Genomic DNA, 14,787 nt, shown 5'->3' on the forward strand with positions numbered 1-14,787 from the left:
CGCCACTATCGCGGTGGGGACACATATGCTTTTCGCAATGGCTACAGGTGCATTCGGCCGCCGGAGATGTCATAAATGAGACAAGCTTTGGCTTGCGAGATTGTGCTGACGACGGCCTGACCCGGATTATTTGCGAACACATTCATCCCAGCGAAGGGCGTCAGCTTGTTGTTTCCCTCCCTGTCATCGTCGGTGTCGGTTGGTGCCCTGGCGGGATGGATGCTGCTTCTCACGACGAAGCACATCATCGCCGACTTCATGCTGCAGAACGCCTGGATGGCGATCGGCAAGGACCAGAAGAAGGGCTGGGCACTGCCGCTGCTCGCGCACTGCCTCGTCCATCTCGCCGTCGCGCTCGTGCTGATCCTGCTGGTAGCGCCGCGGTTCTGGTACGTCGCCGTCGTCGACTTCGTCATCCACCTCATCGTCGACCGCGCCAAGGGAATCTGCGCCTCGCATTTCGGGATCACGCTGGAGTCCGGACATCCCTGGTTCTGGACCCTGATCGGCGTCGACCAGGCGCTGCACCACCTCACTGGCTTTGCCCTGTCGATCTACATGGCCGCGAACTGAGCGGCTCGCTTCCCTCCTGACATGCCGGCCCCATCGATCTGCCGCCGCGGCGCGCGAATGTGATTCGCGTGCAACGGGCAAGAGCCTCCGGGATCGACCGGAGGCCGTGGTTAACCTTTCGTTATGGAATTGCGCTGCATCTTCCGGACCGAGGGGGATTTGCAAATGTTTTCAAGCCGCGACGCCTTCGAGAACGATGCCTGCCCGGTGGCCGACGATCTGCTCGGCCAGATGTACCGCGCCAATCCGAATGGCCTGTCGCTGCTGGTCGCGAACGTCGCGCCGGACGACCGGGCGCGGCTGGCGCTGTTCTGCTACAAGCGCAGCCATCTGCATGCGCTCGCACTCGCGATCGCCTCGAGCTGCACTGAGCGCGAGTTGATCAATTTCGGCGGCCGCGTCGGCTCCACGCTCTACGCGCTGGCGCGCGAGCCGGCCCGCACCACGACTGCCTCGCACGGCCACCGCAAGCCGATCACGCTGTCGACCAAGCCGCTCGCAACCTTCGCGCCGATCATCGACGAGCTCGATGACGAGGATGTGGGTGGCGACGTGGTGACGGTTTAGGGCTCGATCACTTCTCACGCGTCTCTAGATCACCGGCAGTCCGTGTCGGCGCCGCGCCATCGCGCATTCGGCATCGCCCGGCATGCAGGTGCGGCACACCTCCGGCCGCACTGCATAGATAGTGCAGCACGTCGCCTCGCCGACCTTGCCCGACAGCGCCGCGCAGCGGTCGCCGTCGCAGCGCATGCCTGATTGGCGCGCGTTGACGAGCTCGGGTGGAATCAGATCGAGCTGGTCGTCGTCTTCGATGGTGAAGCGCGGCCAGTTCTCCGAATAGCTGCAGCAGGCGCCGCAGGACTGGCAGGGGCTCGCTTCTGCCGATTCGATTTCGCGATCAACCATCACGTCACCTTCGGCGCTTCCCAGACCAGGCTGCGCCGCCAGCGCGCCCGGAGCAGATCGCGCCTTTCAGGGTATTTCTCCTCGTGATAGGTCGCGGTCACCACGCGGTCGGTGCGGAAGCTGCGAAAATCCTTGCGCAGCTCGCACCAGGCCGCGAGCAGCCGCGTCGCCTCGTGATAGCCGACCGCGATCGGCCAGATCGTGCGCTCGGAATCGCGGCCGTGCTCGTCACGGTAGTTCAGCGTGATCTTCTTGCCTTCGTGGATCTGGCTGCGCGTCTTCACCATGTCGATGCGGTCGGGCTCCCGGTTCCAGGCCGAGCGGGCGCGGCTCGCGGGCTCCAGCACGAACGGCCGCAGCCGGTCCGGCACGGTCTCGGCGATCTTGGCCATCAGGTCCTCGGCGGCGCGTGCCAGCGCCGGATCGGCATGGCCGACCACCCATTGCGCGCCGAGCACGCAGGCCTCGATCTCGTCGGGTGTCAGCATCAATGGCGGCAGGTCGAAACCCTTCTCGAGGATGTAGCCCATGCCGGCCTCGCCGCGGATCGGCACCCGCTGCTCGATCAGGCTGGCGATGTCGCGATAGATGGTGCGCTTCGACGTCTCGAGCTCGGCCGCGATCGCGTCCGCGGTGAGGGGTTTGCGGGTGCGGCGGAGCACCTGGATGATCTGAAACAGCCGGTCGGCGCGTCTCATCTGAATTCTCTTACGTCTCTTGGTCGCTCGATCGGCAGCTCGCCCGGTCCGGCGGTCTGCCGACATTTTCGGATCCCGCCGCGCTGCTGCTGACAGCATGTTGGCAGCAGGCGGGGGCTATACCCGGACAACACCTCAAATGAAGGGAATTTGTCCATGACGAATCTTGATGAACTCGATTTCCGGCAGGCGCAGAGCTCCGCGCTGGAACAAATGATCACGGTCTACTCCGCCTCCGGCGACATGCGCTGGGCCTTGGTTGTGCTGCTCGCGCAATCGGTTGCCGCGGCGTGGTCGTACGGGCGGGCGCGGGTGAGCAAGCGTGTCAGCGAGGCGGTTCGCCGCCTCGCTCCCGCCCGCACCCTCAGCAGTGAATGCCACTACTGCTGACACCATGGTGGCAGCAGGGGGACGCTAGCCTCGATTTACGACCAGGCAATCAGGAGCTTCATATGATTACGCTTTTTGGTTTCGGCACGGGGTTCGGCCTGCCCGAGATCAGCCCCTTCGTGACCAAGACCGAAGTCCAGCTCAAGATGGCCGGGCTGCCCTACGTCAAGGAAAAGGCGATGCCGCCGGCTTCTCCCAAGGGCCAGCTGCCGTTCATGACCGATGACGGCGAGACGATTGCCGATTCGACCTTCATCCGCGCCCATATCGAGGGCAAATACGGTTTCGACTTCGACGCGCCGCTCAGCCTGCAGGCACGCGCGCAAGCCTGGGCGTTCGAGCGCATGATCGAGCATCACGTCTACTGGGCGCTGGTCGGCGCGCGCTGGGTCGACGACACCAATTTCGCCAAGGGGCCGGCGCATTTCTTCGACGGCGCGCCCGATCACATGCGCGACAAGATGCGCGAGGATGCCCAGTTCCGCGTCGCCGAGAACTATCTGCTCAGCGGTCTTGGCCGTCACGCGCCCGACGAGGACGTCGATCTCGCGGTCAGGTCGCTGTTCGCGCTGTCGGTCCAGCTCGGCGACAAGCCCTATCTGATGGGCAAGACGCCGTGCGGCACCGACGCCACCGCGTTCGGAGCGATTGCGGGAATTCTGACGCCGTTCTTCGATTCGCCGCTGCGCAGTCGTGTCGAGAAGTTCGATAACCTGACGGCCTATGTCGACCGGATGATGCTGCAATATTATCCGGAGTTCGCCTGGGCGCCGTTACAGCAGCAGGCTGCTTAACCTGCCGCGGGCGCGGGCTGGCCCTTCAATGCGGCCAGCTCGGCCTCGAGCTCGGCGATCCGCGCATCACGCGAGCCCAGCGCAGCCGCGACATCGGCTGCGTCGAACTTCTGCGGAATGTGCTGCGGGCAGTTGGTGTCCCACGCCTCGACCTTGAACACGATCACCTGCTCCGGCCGCGCGCGGTAGCCCTGCGGCATCAGTGCGCGCGTCATTGCCGGATCATCCTCCACGACGCGCGCCTCGCCCCACAGCTTGACGCGGCGGCGATGCGCATAGTCCATCACGAAGATGTAGGCCTTCGGGTTCTCCGAGAGATTGCCCTGCGTGATGAATTGCCGGTTACCGGCATAGTCGGCGAACGCGATCGTCGACTTGTCGAGGATCTTGATGAAGCCGGCCGGCCCGCCGCGGTGCTGGATATAGGGCTGGCCGTCGGCCGATGCGGTCGCAAGATAGAAGCTGTTGGCACCCGCAAGCAACGCCGCGAGGTTCTGGTCGATCTCGGTGCGGAAGCCGCCGCTCGCCTCCATCTCGGCGTAGCCGTCGCGCGAGCCCTTGCGGCTCTGGATCGCCTTCACCGCCGGGCTGAACGCGACATCGCTGGAAATGGCATGAATGTCTGACATCTGAGTCTCCCTTAACGGGCGCCATTCACGGCCGTCCTTCACTCCGTAAGATGGACGTTTCCATATTCTAATCAATCTGGATGATTGACACTTCACTATTGCTGATTATGCAATGGTCTCATGGATCGTCTCGATGCCATGCAGGCCTTCGTCGCCGTGGCCGACCTGCAGGGCTTTGCTCCCGCGGCGCGCAAGCTCGGCCTTTCGCCCTCGGCCGTCACGCGGCTGATCGCGGCACTGGAGGAGCGGCTCGGCGCGCGGCTGCTGCAGCGGACCACCCGCCAGGTGACGCTGACGGATGCCGGTTCGCGCTACCTCGAGCGGGCGCGCCGCATCCTCGCCGACGTCGATGAGGCCGAGGACGCCATCGAGGGCGAACGGACCCGTCCCGAGGGCCGGCTGGTGATCTCGGCGCCGTTCGGCTTCGGCCGGCTGCATGTCAGTCCGGTCGTGACCGCCTATCTGAAGCGCTATCCGGATGTCGGCGTCGACCTGCGCCTGTCGGACCGCCGGATCAACCTCGTCGAGGACGGCGTCGACCTCGCGGTCCGGATCGGCCATCTGCCTGATTCGACGTTGGTGGCGCGGCATGTCGGCCAGATGCGCCGGATCGTGGTGGCGTCGGCCGGCTACCTCAAGCGCCGCGGCGAGCCGAAGCGGCCCGCGGACCTCACGGCCCATGACACCATCCAGTTCGGCGCCATGACCGCGGAGCCGGACTGGCGCTTCGTCGAGGACGGGCGCGAGGTCCGCGTCGGCCCTTTGCCGCGCTTCACCAGCAACAGCTCGGATGCCGCGATCCAGTATGCCGAGCAGGATGGCGGGTTGACGCGGGTGATGGCGTACCAGGCCGCCGAATCGCTCAAGGCCGGTCGGCTGAAAATCGTGCTCGCGCAATTCGAGCAGCCGGCGGTGCCGATCCACGTCGTCTATCCGACGACGCGGCTGCTCTCGGCCAAGGTGCGCACCTTCATCGATCTCGTGACCGAGATCACCGACTGGCATTTCGGCTAGCTTCTTGTTTGACGCGTTTTCTTCACGCGAACCGGTGCCCACTTCGCTTGAAAACGCCTTAGGTCTCCTTCTTCGGCACCACGCGGAACGTGCCGTTGGCGCGGGCGATCGTCATGTCGTCGGCCTTGATCAGGCACTGCGCGAAGCAGATCGTGCTGCCGGTCTTGATCACGTCGCTCTCGACCGCGAGCCACTGCCCGATATTCGCGGTGCCGACGAAATCGACCGCCAGCGAGATCGTCACGAATGTGGTGCGCCAGCCGGTGGCCTGCGCGCAGCTATAGCCCATCGCATTGTCGGCGAGCGCCGCGATCAGCCCGCCATGGATCAGGCCGCGGCCATTGGTGTGCGGCCGTGCCAGCCGCAACCCGATGACGACGGCCTTGTCGGTCTTCTTGGCGTAGAGCGGTTCCCAGGGTTCGGTGAGCGGGCTCTTGCGGAAATGCGGCTCGAAGCCTTCCGGGACATTCTGGGGAATGTCGGTCACGACGGATGCATCGGTGGTCATCTGAATCTCGCATATGGCGTTGCGTTGCCGCCATTGTCCGCGATGTCGATGACGGTTTCACCGCCTACAAAGTTTTAAACGGGATTTGCGCCGATGTTTGAAAGCACACCGGGAATGGTGGGCACGCTGCGCTTTGCCCACCCTGTGGACCTCCCGCTAGAACGGCAGGCCGACATAATTCTCCGACAGCGAGGTCGAGGCGGCCCTCGAACTGACCAGATAGTCCAGTTCCGCGATCTGGATGCGCGCGGCGAAATCGCCCTCGTCGGGAAATCTGTGCAGCATCGAGGTCATCCACCACGAGAACCGCACCGCCTTCCAGACCCGCGCCAGTGCGCGGGCCGAGTAGCCGTCGAGGCCGGCGGAGGATTTCTCGTCGTAATATTCGCGCAGCGCCTGCGACAAATAATGCACGTCGCTGGCCGCAAGGTTCAGGCCCTTGGCGCCGGTCGGCGGCACGATATGCGAGGCGTCGCCGGCGAGGAACATCCTGCCGAACCGCATCGGCTCGGCGACGAAGCTGCGCAGCGGCGCGATGCTCTTCTCGATCGAGGGCCCGGTGATGAGTTCGTCCGCTGCCTTCTGATCGAGGCGGCGCCTCAGCTCGTCCCAGAACCGCTCGTCCGACCACTGGTCGACATGATCTTCGAGCGGGCACTGCACGTAATAGCGGCTGCGGTGGCTTGAGCGCATGGTGCAGAGCGCAAAGCCGCGTTCGTGGTTGTTGTAGATCAGCTCCGGCGACACCGGCGGCGTCTCCGAGAGGATGCCGAGCCAGCCGAACGGATAGACCCGCTCATAGCTCGTGATCGACGAGGCCGGCACGCTGGCACGGCTGACGCCATGAAAGCCGTCGCAGCCGGCGATGAAATCGCAGGCGATCTCGTGCGTGACGCCGTCCTTCACATAGGTCACGCGCGGATGGTCGGTGTCGAAATCATGTGGCTTGACGTCGGCGGCCGAATACACCGAGGTCAGCCCGGCGGCCTTGCGCGCATTCATCAGGTCGAGCGTTACCTCGGTCTGGCCGTAGATCGTCACGGTCTTGCCGGTCGCCGCATGCATGTCGATGCGGTGCCGCGCGCCGCCGAACGCCAGCTCGACGCCGTGGTGGATCAGGCCTTCCTCATGCAGGCGGGCGCCGGCGCCGACCGCGTTCAGCAGCGACACCGTGCCTTCCTCGAGCAGGCCGGCGCGGATCCGCCCCAACACATATTCCGGAGTCTGCCGCTCCAGAATGATGTTGTCTACGCCGAAAGTATGAAGTAGTTGCCCAAGCAACAGTCCGGACGGACCTGCGCCGATGATTGCTACTTTTGTCCGCAATACCTGTTCCTCCCGATCGGATAGGCTGCTGCGAGGCGCCCGCGCCGGGCCGCCGCCGTCAAACTTGCTATGGCAACTATATCATATAACGGTTTTGGCAAGGCATGTTTGCGTCGGGAAATCGTGTCCCGCAACGCAAGATGCCGCGGCGGGAAGCGGGCTGCGGGGTGCGACGTGGCGTCCGCAGCGCACATTCCGTCTTGATCGGACGCGCAAATTATATAACATGTTAACTAACTAAGCGGGCGCAAAGCCCGCAGTCATGGAGAGGAGGAGATGCGATGAGGAAATCGTTGTTGGCGCTGCTCGTGGCCGCGGCCGTCGTGCCGGCGGCTCAGCCTGCTTCGGCGCAGGACAAGACCGTCAATCTCAAAGTGTCGCTGTGGGTGCCGCCGGCGCATCCGCTGGTGCCGGCGACCAAGGCGTGGGCCGAGGACATCGAGAAGGCCTCGGGCGGCACCATCAAGGTCACCGTGTTCCCCTCCGAGCAGCTCGGCAAGGCGTTCGACCATTACGACATGGCGCGCGACGGCATTGCCGACGTCACCTATGTCAATCCCGGCTATCAGCCCGGCCGCTTCCCGATCGCGGCCGCCGGTCAGCTGCCGTTCACCTTCTCCGACGGCAAGAAGGGCACGCTGGCGCTGAACGAGTGGTACCACAAATACGCGCCGACCGAGATGAAGGACACCAAGCTCTGCTTCGCCTTCATCCACGATCCTGGCGCGCTGCACGGCAAGAAGAAGATCGTGCTGCCGAGCGATCTTTCCGGCGTCAAGGTGCGCCCCGCGCAGAGCACGATCGGTGAAATGGTGAAGATGTTCGGCGGCACCAACGTGCAGGCCTCGGCGCCGGAATCGCGCGATGCGATCGAGCGCGGCGTTGCCGACGAGATCACCTTCCCCTGGGGCTCGATCTTCCTGTTCGGCATCGACAAGGTGGTGAAGTACCACATGGACGTGCCGCTGTATTCGACGGTGTTCACCTACAACATGAACCTCGCCAAATACAATTCCATGTCGGACGCGCAGAAGAAGGTGATCGACGATCACTGCACGCCGGAATGGGCCTCCAAGGTCACCGATCCCTGGACCGATTTCGAGGCCAACGGCCGCACCAAGATGAAGGCGCTCGAGGGCCATGAGGTCTATCAGCTCACCGCCGACCAGCTCGCCGAGTGGAAGAAGGCGGTCAAGCCGCTGCGCGACAGCTGGGCCGAGGCGGTGAAGAAGGCCGGCGGCGACGCCGCCAAGATCGACGCCGATCTGCAGGCCACGCTGAAGAAGTTCGAGGCGGGGATCTGAGATCGTCATTCCGGGGCGCGCGACGCGCGAACCCGGAATCCCGCTCCGCAATCTCCAGATTCCGGGTTCGCTCGCGCTCGCGAGCGCCCCGGAATGACGGCTTCTCACAACGGTCGTTACCATGACTGCCAATTCCGAAGTCTCCCAAGACGGCGCGATCACCGGCCCACCCGAGCCGGCGCGCAAGAATTTCATGGACCGCTTCATCGACTCGATCGAATGGGTGGCCGCCTTTTTCGTTGGCGTGGTCGCGCTCAACACCTTCCTCGCGGTGTTCATGCGCAAGTTCTTCGCGGTCACGATCCCCGACTACTACAATTTCGGCCAGTTCCTGCTCGGCATCCTGATCTTCTGGGGCATCGCGGCGACCAGCTATCGCGGCACCCACATCACCGTCGATCTGGTCTGGGCCAATGTCAGGCCGCGCTACCAGCGCTGGATCGACATCTTCGCGACGCTGGTGCTGCTGTTCGTGGTGACGGTGCAGACCTACACGCTGATCGACAAGGTGATCGACACCAAAAACGGCCACATCGTCACCATGGATCTCGGCGTGCCGATCTGGCCGTTCTTCCTGGTGTCGTGGCTCGGCGACGTCTCGGCCGTGCTGCTGATCGCGATCCGCACCTGGCGCCTGATCTTCCATCCGGAAGAGATCCACGATGCCAAGATCAAGACTGCGGAGTAGACGGCCATGAGTCTTGATCTGAGTCCCGAGGCCGTTGCCGTCATCGGCTTTGTCAGCCTGTTCGTGCTGATGCTGCTCCGCGTTCCCGTCGGCATGGCGATGGGCCTCGTCGGCATCACCGGCTTCGGCTATCTCACCGGCTTCGCGCCGGCGCTGAAGCTGGTCGGTCAGACCACGATGCGCACGGTGACGGACTATTCCTTCGGCGTGATCCCGATGTTCCTGCTGATGGGCGCTTTCGTGTCGGTCTCGGGCATCAGCCGCGAGCTGTTCCGCGCCGCCAACACCTTTGTCGGCCATTGGAAGGGCGGCCTCGGCATCGCGACCATCGGCGCCTGCGGCGGCTTTGCCGCGATCTCCGGCTCCTCGGTCGCGACCGCCGCGACCTTCTCGGCGGTCGCCTATCCCGAGATGCGCCGCTTCGGCTATCCGCAGTCGTTCGCGACCGGCGTGATCGCGGTCGGCGGCACGCTGGGGGCGATGCTGCCGCCGTCCACCGTGCTCGCGGTCTACGGCATCATCACCCAGCAGGACATTGGAAAACTGTTCATCGCCGGCGTGGTGCCCGGCCTGCTCGCGATCCTGATGCACATGATCACGATCGGCATCATCGGCATCGCGCGGCCGGGCTTCCTGCCGGCGGGCGTGAAGGCATCGTGGGGCGAGCGCCTGGTCGCACTGCGCGACGTCTGGTCGCCGCTGCTGCTGTTCCTGTTCGTGATCGGCGGCCTCTATGGCGGGTTCTTCATCCCGACCGAGGCCGGCGCGGTCGGCGCCGTCGGCGCCTTCATCATCGGTATCCTCCGCGGCAAGCTGACCAGGGACGGCATCCTGCAGTCGCTGCTGCAGGCGACCCGCACCGCCGCCGCAGTGTTCACGGTGCTGATCGGCGCGCTCTGTTTCGGCTACTTCCTCACCATCACCCAGACGCCGCAGAACGTCACTGAATTCCTCACCGGGCTCGGCATCGGTCCCTATGGCGTGTTGGCGCTGATCCTGTTGATGTACCTCGTGCTCGGCTGCCTGATGGACGCGATGGCGATGGTGATCCTCACCGTGCCGATCGTATTTCCTGTCGTCACCGCGCTCGGCTTCGATCCGATCTGGTTCGGCATTATCATCGTGATGACCGTCGAACTCGGCCTGATCCATCCGCCGGTCGGCATGAACGTGTTCGTGATCAAGAGCGTGATCAAGGACGTCAACATGTCGACGATCTTCGTCGGCGTGCTGCCCTTCGTGATCACCGACCTGATCCGGCTGGTGATCCTGATCCTGTTCCCGCTGCTCGCGACCTGGCTGCCGCAACGCATGATAGGTTAGCTCAATGACGCCCGAGATTCAGACCAAGTACGTGTTCACGATCACGGCCCACATTGCCGAGGTGACCTCCGCCGGCGACATCGGCACCGGTATCCGCCGCATCATCCCGATCATCGGCGGCGAGGTGAGGGGTGAAGCGGTCAACGGCAAGGTGCTGCCGTTCGGCGCCGACTTCCAGATCATCCGCCCCAACGAGCTGATCGAACTGGAAGCGAAATACGCCTTCGAGACCGACGACGGCGCGGTGGTCTATGTCGAAAACCGCGGCGTCCGCTTCGGGCCGGTCGATCTGTTGCAGAAGCTGAAGCGCGGCGAGCCGGTCGATCCGAAGCTGATCTATTTCCGCACCGTCCCGAAATTCGAGACCGGTGCCGAGAATTATCGCTGGCTGATGCACCACCTCTTCATCGCCTCCGCCGCCCGCCACGCCGACCGCGTCGTCATCGACGTGCATCAGGTGTTGTGACCCCTCTCGACTGGTCATTTCGGGGCCTGCCAACGGGCCGCGCGTTGGTGGATGAACGGACCAAGAGGGTGGGATAATGCATCCCCACCCACCGCCGTCATCGCCCGGCTTGACCGGGCGATCCAGTACGCCGAGGCCCATCGGCTCAATCACTACTGCCTCTGGAATACTGGATCGCCTGGTCGAGCCGGGCGATGACACTGAGCAAGCAGCTTGACCCGCGAATCCGATCCCGCCTCGCGGGCCTTCGCGCCGCCGGCTATTTCCCCGTGTCGCCTAGCCTGCCGAGTGCTGCTTCGACCACGTCGCGGGTATACGGCTTCTGCACCACGGGCGCGGATTGCAGCTCGGGCGGAATCGGCGCGCGCTCGCCATAGCCGGTGGCGAACACGAAGGGGATTCCGAGCTCGGACAGTTTCATCGCGACGGGGATCGAGTTCTCCGCGCCGAGGTTGAGGTCGAGCAGCGCGAAGCCTGGCGCGCTGCGCTGGATCGCGGCGAGCGCCTGCGATACGGAAGCTGCGGTCTCGACGTGGCGCGCGCCGAGCTCGAGCAGGATCACTTCAGCGCCCATCGCGATGATCAGATTGTCCTCGACAATCAGCGCAGTGCCGGTGATCCGAGGCGCAGCCTCGGCCTCGGCTTCGAGCCTGGTCGCGATACCGGACATCGACATCAGCTCCACGAAGTTGGAGGGGATCGTGAAACGCGCCTGCACGCCGAGCAGGTCGAAGCGCAGCTCGGCATCGCCCTTGAGATCGAATGGGATCGAGCGTTCGATGATGGTGGTGCCGAAACCCCTCCGCGAGGGAGGCTGCACCGGCGGGCCGCCGCTCTCCTTCCAGTCGATGACGAGGCTCGAATTACGGTCGAGCTTCCAGGCGATCTCGACCTGGCCGGTCGAATCGGCCAGCGCGCCGTATTTGGCCGAATTGGTCATCATCTCGTGGACCACGAGCGCGAGCGTCGCGAATGCTTTGGGATCGAGCGCGACGTCCGGCCCGCCCATGCTGACGCGCCCGGCGCGCGAGCCGAGATAGGCGCCGGCCTCCGATTCGACCAGCGTCCTCAGCGCCACCGGCGCCCAGTTCAGGCTGGTGATCTGGTCGTGCGCACGGGCCAGCGCCTGGACGCGGCCGCCGAGCACGCCGGCGAACTCCTCCACGCTCTGCGCCGTGTCCTTGCTCTGTGCGACCAGCCCGCGCACCAGCCCGAGGATGTTGCGGACGCGGTGATTGAGCTCGGCAATCATCAGCTCCTGGCGCTCCTGCGCGCCCTTGCGCTCACGCGCGGCAAGATCGGCGAGCTGCAGAATGACCTCCAGCAGGGTGATGCGGAGGCTCTCGGCGATGTGCAGGTCGGCCTGCGTCCACGGCTTCGATTGGCCGTGCACCACTTCCTGCCAGAGCTCAAAACTCTTGCGCGGCGTCAGCCGCGGGCCGTGCGGGCCGGTTGCGTAGACTTTTTCCGGCGCGCCGCCCCAATTGACCGAGCGCTGCACCTCGCGGCGGAAGAAGATCAGGCAGTCGCGCGGCGTCCGCGAGATCGGGATCGCGAGGAAGCCCGCTGCACGGTCGCGGAATGCGCCGCCGGCGGCATAGACCTTGGCGATCTCCGCGCTCGCGACGATGCGGCCCGGCGAGGTCCGGTTGATGAAGGCGACGAGGTCCTTCACCTCCGCCTCGGTCGGCGCCTCGCCGGACAGCTTGATTTCGCCCTCGGACCAGATCGCGATGCCGTCGCACTCGATCATCTTGCGGTAGTCGTCGACGAAATCGAAGATCGCGCGCCGGCTGTGCTCGTGGGTCGCAGCGGCCTCGATCAGCCGTTCCTGGATCTGCTGGGCGCGGCTCTCGTAGGCGACGGTCGCTTCGCGCTCGCGGGTCTCGAGGATCCAGGAGAACATTTGCCCGAACAGCTCGGCGGCGGTGCGGCGCTCGAACGAGAGGTGGCGGGCCGAGTAATGATGGCAGGCGAACAGCCCCCACAGCTTGCCGTCGCGCAGGATCGAGACCGACATCGAGGCGCCGACGCCCATGTTCTGGAGGTACTCGATGTGGATCGGCGACACCGAACGCAGCGTGCTCATGGAGAGATCGAGCAGGCTCGCGCTGTGGGTCGCGGTCGACAGCAGCGGCACCGGCGCCGCATTGATGTCGGCAATGATGCGCAGCCAGTTGCGAGTATACAGCGTGCGCGCCTGCTGCGGGATGTCGGAGGCGGGATAGTGCAGGCCGAGGAAGGATTCGAGGCCGGCCTTCGCGACTTCGGCGATGACTTCGCCTGAGCCGTCGGCGGCAAAACGGTAGACCATGACGCGGTCGAAGCCGGTCAGGATGGTCACCTGGCGCGCGGCCTCCTGGGCGAGCTCGGTGATGCCGCGGGTCTTGCGGACGCGGCCGAGCATCAGCCGCACCAGTTCCCCGGAATTCACGTCAGGCTCGATCACTGAGGGCTCGGCCTCGATCACGAGGTAGGGGCCGGAGAAATGGATGGCGATATCGAATGGTTTGCCGCCATCCTGCAGCACGACGCCGAACAGCCGCTCGGTCGCATCCGGGCCGGCGAGATAGTCGACCCGGGTGCGGACGGCGCTGATTGCGGCCTCGGAGAAGACGCCCAGCAGCGGCTTCCCGAATATTTCCGCGGGGCCGCGGCCCAGATACGCCGCCACGTTGTCCGAAGCCATGCAGATCGTGAAGTCCGACTGCAGCGCGATCAGGAAGCCGAACGGCTGGACGCTGCCGGGAATGTGGATCGGCTCGCGGTCGCAATTGGTCAGGTCGACTTGCAGCTTCATGGCTGTCTTGCCGCGCTGGCGAAGAGGTCGAAGGCGCGGCGGGCGGGCTCGATGATGTCGTCTTCCGCGGACAGCTCCGATGCATGGCTCTCCAGCAATGCCAGGAAGCTCGGCCAAAGATGCTGACCGGCACCGTGGCCGAGATAGGCGGTGGCGGTGCGAATGCGGGGACCGGCGGTGCGATCGATCCGCTTGAGCAGGTGGGCCGCGCCGAGACGGGAGCCCTCCAGCACGTAGAGCGTGCCGAGCATGGCGGGGCGATCGATCAGGATCGGCGGGTCGAGCGGTCGCACTGTGCCGCCGATCGCGGCGAGATCGGCCAGCATGGCGCGGCTGCGGGCGCGCCGGCTCCAGTCGGGAACGAGGTCGCGAACCCCGGCCGCCACCAGCGCGCCCTCCAGCGGCAGCAGCGCAGCGGCGTTGATCTCCAGGAAGCGACGGTATCCCGCGAGCGAGCACAGATCGAAGGCGCCAAGCATGGCGTCGAGCTTCGCGTGGTCCGTCGCCGTGGCGGCTTTCAGGACACTGCGAAGGGAGGGAGGTCGACCGGCGAAACGGTTGGAGACGATATGAGACGGCGTCGGAATTGCGATTTCCGGCATCCGGAATCCTTGATGGTGAGCGCAATGGGTGGCTAAGCAACAGCTCTACCCAAACGCCCGACGGAACTTCCGGTTCCAAAAATCCTTCAGGGTTATTTCGGCCGCATCGCTTCCGGCGTGTCCGGCTGCATCGACGGATGCGCCTTGGCGAATGCCGGCAGCGCCATCGCGGTCTCGTGGATGCGCTTCACCGTCGGCCAGGGTGACAGGTTGATCTGCTGGTTGACCGCCGCGGTGACATGGCCGACCAGGCAGATGTCGGCGAGGCCGGGCGTGTCGCCGTGACAGAATTTTCCGGTCGCCTTGTGGCCGGCGAGGTGGCCCTCGAGCGCGGCCAGCGTCTCGACGGTCCAGTGGCGGCGCCAGGCGTTCTGCTGGCTGTCGCGCAAATCCAGTTCGCGGTCGAGATAGCGCCGCACCCGCGGCACCAGCAGCGGATGGCCCTCGCAGGCGACGATCAGCGCCAGCCCGCGCACTCGCGCACGGCCGAGCGCATCGGCCGGCAGCAGCGGCGGATCGGGATAGGTCTCGTCGAGATAGTCGACGATCGCGAGCGACTGGAACAGCACCGTGCCGTCATCGAGCACCAGCGCCGGCAGCGCCATCTGCGGATTGACCTTGCGATACGCCTCGGCGCGATGCGCGTCGGCATCGAGGTCGACGAAGGTCACCTCCGCCGGGACCTGCTTGAGATTGAGCGCGATCCGCACCCGAAAGCTCGCCAGCGATCGCCAGAAGGAGAAGAATTTCATTGGGCACTCCG

At 65.0% G+C, this 14,787-nt stretch carries 17 protein-coding genes; 9 read left to right on the forward strand and 8 right to left on the reverse strand.

Features of this window, described 5'->3' with window-relative positions:
* Positions 1-219 precede the first annotated feature (219 nt).
* Together JQ633_RS25585 and JQ633_RS25590 are read left to right on the forward strand one after the other, a co-directional pair.
* Complete coding sequence (locus JQ633_RS25585) at positions 220-573, forward strand: DUF3307 domain-containing protein (RefSeq protein WP_211987859.1); 354 nt, start codon at positions 220-222, stop codon at positions 571-573.
* 165 nt (positions 574-738) lie between these two features.
* Positions 739-1,140 carry a hypothetical protein gene (locus JQ633_RS25590; RefSeq protein ID WP_211987860.1) on the forward strand — a complete coding sequence of 134 codons (402 nt, stop codon included), beginning with the start codon at positions 739-741 and terminating at the stop codon, positions 1,138-1,140.
* A gap of 24 nt (positions 1,141-1,164) precedes the next feature.
* Here JQ633_RS25590 and JQ633_RS25595 read toward each other — a convergent pair whose 3' ends face one another.
* Both JQ633_RS25595 and JQ633_RS25600 read right to left on the reverse strand, forming a co-directional pair.
* Positions 1,165-1,482 carry a YkgJ family cysteine cluster protein gene (locus JQ633_RS25595; RefSeq protein WP_211987861.1) on the reverse strand — a complete coding sequence of 106 codons (318 nt, stop codon included), beginning with the start codon at positions 1,480-1,482 and terminating at the stop codon, positions 1,165-1,167.
* The gene (locus JQ633_RS25600; RefSeq protein WP_211987862.1) at positions 1,482-2,180 is read right to left on the reverse strand and encodes a helix-turn-helix transcriptional regulator; all 699 of its coding nucleotides are present in this window, start codon (positions 2,178-2,180) and stop codon (positions 1,482-1,484) included. The genes JQ633_RS25595 and JQ633_RS25600 overlap by 1 nt, the downstream gene beginning before the upstream one ends.
* A 156-nt stretch (positions 2,181-2,336) precedes the next feature.
* Here JQ633_RS25600 and JQ633_RS25605 point away from each other — a divergent pair, with 156 nt between their 5' ends.
* Both JQ633_RS25605 and JQ633_RS25610 read left to right on the forward strand, forming a co-directional pair.
* Positions 2,337-2,570: a hypothetical protein gene (locus JQ633_RS25605; protein ID WP_211987863.1), complete on the forward strand. Its 234-nt coding sequence runs from the start codon at positions 2,337-2,339 to the stop codon at positions 2,568-2,570.
* Between the two features lie 62 nt (positions 2,571-2,632).
* On the forward strand, positions 2,633-3,364 hold the full coding sequence (locus JQ633_RS25610; protein WP_211987864.1) for a glutathione S-transferase family protein: 732 nt from the start codon (positions 2,633-2,635) through the stop codon (positions 3,362-3,364).
* Here JQ633_RS25610 and JQ633_RS25615 read toward each other — a convergent pair.
* A complete protein-coding gene (locus JQ633_RS25615) occupies positions 3,361-3,993 on the reverse strand; it encodes a pyridoxamine 5'-phosphate oxidase family protein (protein ID WP_211987865.1) in 633 nt (210 codons plus the stop codon). The genes JQ633_RS25610 and JQ633_RS25615 overlap by 4 nt on opposite strands.
* A 120-nt stretch (positions 3,994-4,113) precedes the next feature.
* Here JQ633_RS25615 and JQ633_RS25620 point away from each other — a divergent pair, with 120 nt between their 5' ends.
* A complete protein-coding gene (locus JQ633_RS25620) occupies positions 4,114-5,007 on the forward strand; it encodes a LysR family transcriptional regulator (protein ID WP_211987866.1) in 894 nt (297 codons plus the stop codon).
* A gap of 58 nt (positions 5,008-5,065) precedes the next feature.
* Here the strand turns inward: JQ633_RS25620 and JQ633_RS25625 are convergent, their stop codons facing one another.
* Both JQ633_RS25625 and pobA read right to left on the reverse strand, forming a co-directional pair.
* Positions 5,066-5,515 (reverse strand): PaaI family thioesterase, encoded by a 450-nt coding sequence (locus tag JQ633_RS25625; RefSeq protein ID WP_211987867.1) that lies wholly within the window; start codon positions 5,513-5,515, stop codon positions 5,066-5,068.
* A gap of 156 nt (positions 5,516-5,671) precedes the next feature.
* Positions 5,672-6,841, reverse strand: coding sequence for a 4-hydroxybenzoate 3-monooxygenase (gene pobA / locus JQ633_RS25630; RefSeq protein ID WP_211987868.1), 1,170 nt, complete (start codon positions 6,839-6,841; stop codon positions 5,672-5,674).
* 281 nt (positions 6,842-7,122) lie between these two features.
* Here pobA and JQ633_RS25635 point away from each other — a divergent pair, with 281 nt between their 5' ends.
* The 4 genes from JQ633_RS25635 to JQ633_RS25650 all read left to right on the forward strand — a co-directional run bounded on the left by JQ633_RS25635 (position 7,123) and on the right by JQ633_RS25650 (position 10,622).
* A complete protein-coding gene (locus JQ633_RS25635; protein WP_211987869.1) occupies positions 7,123-8,145 on the forward strand; it encodes a TRAP transporter substrate-binding protein in 1,023 nt (340 codons plus the stop codon).
* Positions 8,146-8,266: 121 nt separating this feature from the next.
* On the forward strand, positions 8,267-8,833 hold the full coding sequence (locus JQ633_RS25640; RefSeq protein WP_211987870.1) for a TRAP transporter small permease: 567 nt from the start codon (positions 8,267-8,269) through the stop codon (positions 8,831-8,833).
* 18 nt (positions 8,834-8,851) lie between these two features.
* On the forward strand, positions 8,852-10,156 hold the full coding sequence (locus tag JQ633_RS25645) for a TRAP transporter large permease (protein WP_211987952.1): 1,305 nt from the start codon (positions 8,852-8,854) through the stop codon (positions 10,154-10,156).
* A 4-nt stretch (positions 10,157-10,160) separates the two neighbouring features.
* Positions 10,161-10,622, forward strand: coding sequence for a DUF3237 domain-containing protein (locus JQ633_RS25650; protein ID WP_211987871.1), 462 nt, complete (start codon positions 10,161-10,163; stop codon positions 10,620-10,622).
* A gap of 259 nt (positions 10,623-10,881) precedes the next feature.
* Here JQ633_RS25650 and JQ633_RS25655 read toward each other — a convergent pair whose 3' ends face one another.
* The 3 genes from JQ633_RS25655 to maiA all read right to left on the reverse strand — a co-directional run bounded on the left by JQ633_RS25655 (position 10,882) and on the right by maiA (position 14,776).
* The gene (locus tag JQ633_RS25655; RefSeq protein WP_211987872.1) at positions 10,882-13,422 is read right to left on the reverse strand and encodes an HWE histidine kinase domain-containing protein; all 2,541 of its coding nucleotides are present in this window, start codon (positions 13,420-13,422) and stop codon (positions 10,882-10,884) included.
* Positions 13,419-14,024, reverse strand: coding sequence for a biliverdin-producing heme oxygenase (locus JQ633_RS25660; RefSeq protein ID WP_249159629.1), 606 nt, complete (start codon positions 14,022-14,024; stop codon positions 13,419-13,421). Before JQ633_RS25660 ends, JQ633_RS25655 begins: the two co-directional genes overlap by 4 nt.
* 92 nt (positions 14,025-14,116) lie before the next feature.
* The gene (gene maiA, locus JQ633_RS25665; RefSeq protein WP_211987873.1) at positions 14,117-14,776 is read right to left on the reverse strand and encodes a maleylacetoacetate isomerase; all 660 of its coding nucleotides are present in this window, start codon (positions 14,774-14,776) and stop codon (positions 14,117-14,119) included.
* Positions 14,777-14,787: the final 11 nt, after the last annotated feature.

Origin of the sequence: Bradyrhizobium tropiciagri, assembly GCF_018130505.1 — a bacterium.
Taxonomy (GTDB): domain Bacteria; phylum Pseudomonadota; class Alphaproteobacteria; order Rhizobiales; family Xanthobacteraceae; genus Bradyrhizobium; species Bradyrhizobium tropiciagri_B.

Bases quoted from the DNA above. Each gene is read 5' to 3' on its own strand.
- JQ633_RS25595 (WP_211987861.1), bottom strand. From the start codon at position 1,482: ATGGTTGATCGCGAAATCGAATCGGCAGAAGCGAGCCCCTGCCAGTCC.
- JQ633_RS25610 (WP_211987864.1), top strand. From the start codon at position 2,633: ATGATTACGCTTTTTGGTTTCGGCACGGGGTTCGGCCTGCCCGAGATC.
- JQ633_RS25600 (WP_211987862.1), bottom strand. From the start codon at position 2,180: ATGAGACGCGCCGACCGGCTGTTTCAGATCATCCAGGTGCTCCGCCGC.
- JQ633_RS25660 (WP_249159629.1), bottom strand. From the start codon at position 14,024: ATGCCGGAAATCGCAATTCCGACGCCGTCTCATATCGTCTCCAACCGT.
- JQ633_RS25650 (WP_211987871.1), top strand. From the start codon at position 10,161: ATGACGCCCGAGATTCAGACCAAGTACGTGTTCACGATCACGGCCCAC.
- JQ633_RS25655 (WP_211987872.1), bottom strand. From the start codon at position 13,422: ATGAAGCTGCAAGTCGACCTGACCAATTGCGACCGCGAGCCGATCCAC.
- JQ633_RS25585 (WP_211987859.1), top strand. From the start codon at position 220: ATGCTGCTTCTCACGACGAAGCACATCATCGCCGACTTCATGCTGCAG.
- JQ633_RS25625 (WP_211987867.1), bottom strand. From the start codon at position 5,515: ATGACCACCGATGCATCCGTCGTGACCGACATTCCCCAGAATGTCCCG.
- JQ633_RS25605 (WP_211987863.1), top strand. From the start codon at position 2,337: ATGACGAATCTTGATGAACTCGATTTCCGGCAGGCGCAGAGCTCCGCG.
- JQ633_RS25640 (WP_211987870.1), top strand. From the start codon at position 8,267: ATGACTGCCAATTCCGAAGTCTCCCAAGACGGCGCGATCACCGGCCCA.
- maiA (WP_211987873.1), bottom strand. From the start codon at position 14,776: ATGAAATTCTTCTCCTTCTGGCGATCGCTGGCGAGCTTTCGGGTGCGG.
- JQ633_RS25635 (WP_211987869.1), top strand. From the start codon at position 7,123: ATGAGGAAATCGTTGTTGGCGCTGCTCGTGGCCGCGGCCGTCGTGCCG.
- JQ633_RS25590 (WP_211987860.1), top strand. From the start codon at position 739: ATGTTTTCAAGCCGCGACGCCTTCGAGAACGATGCCTGCCCGGTGGCC.
- JQ633_RS25615 (WP_211987865.1), bottom strand. From the start codon at position 3,993: ATGTCAGACATTCATGCCATTTCCAGCGATGTCGCGTTCAGCCCGGCG.
- JQ633_RS25620 (WP_211987866.1), top strand. From the start codon at position 4,114: ATGGATCGTCTCGATGCCATGCAGGCCTTCGTCGCCGTGGCCGACCTG.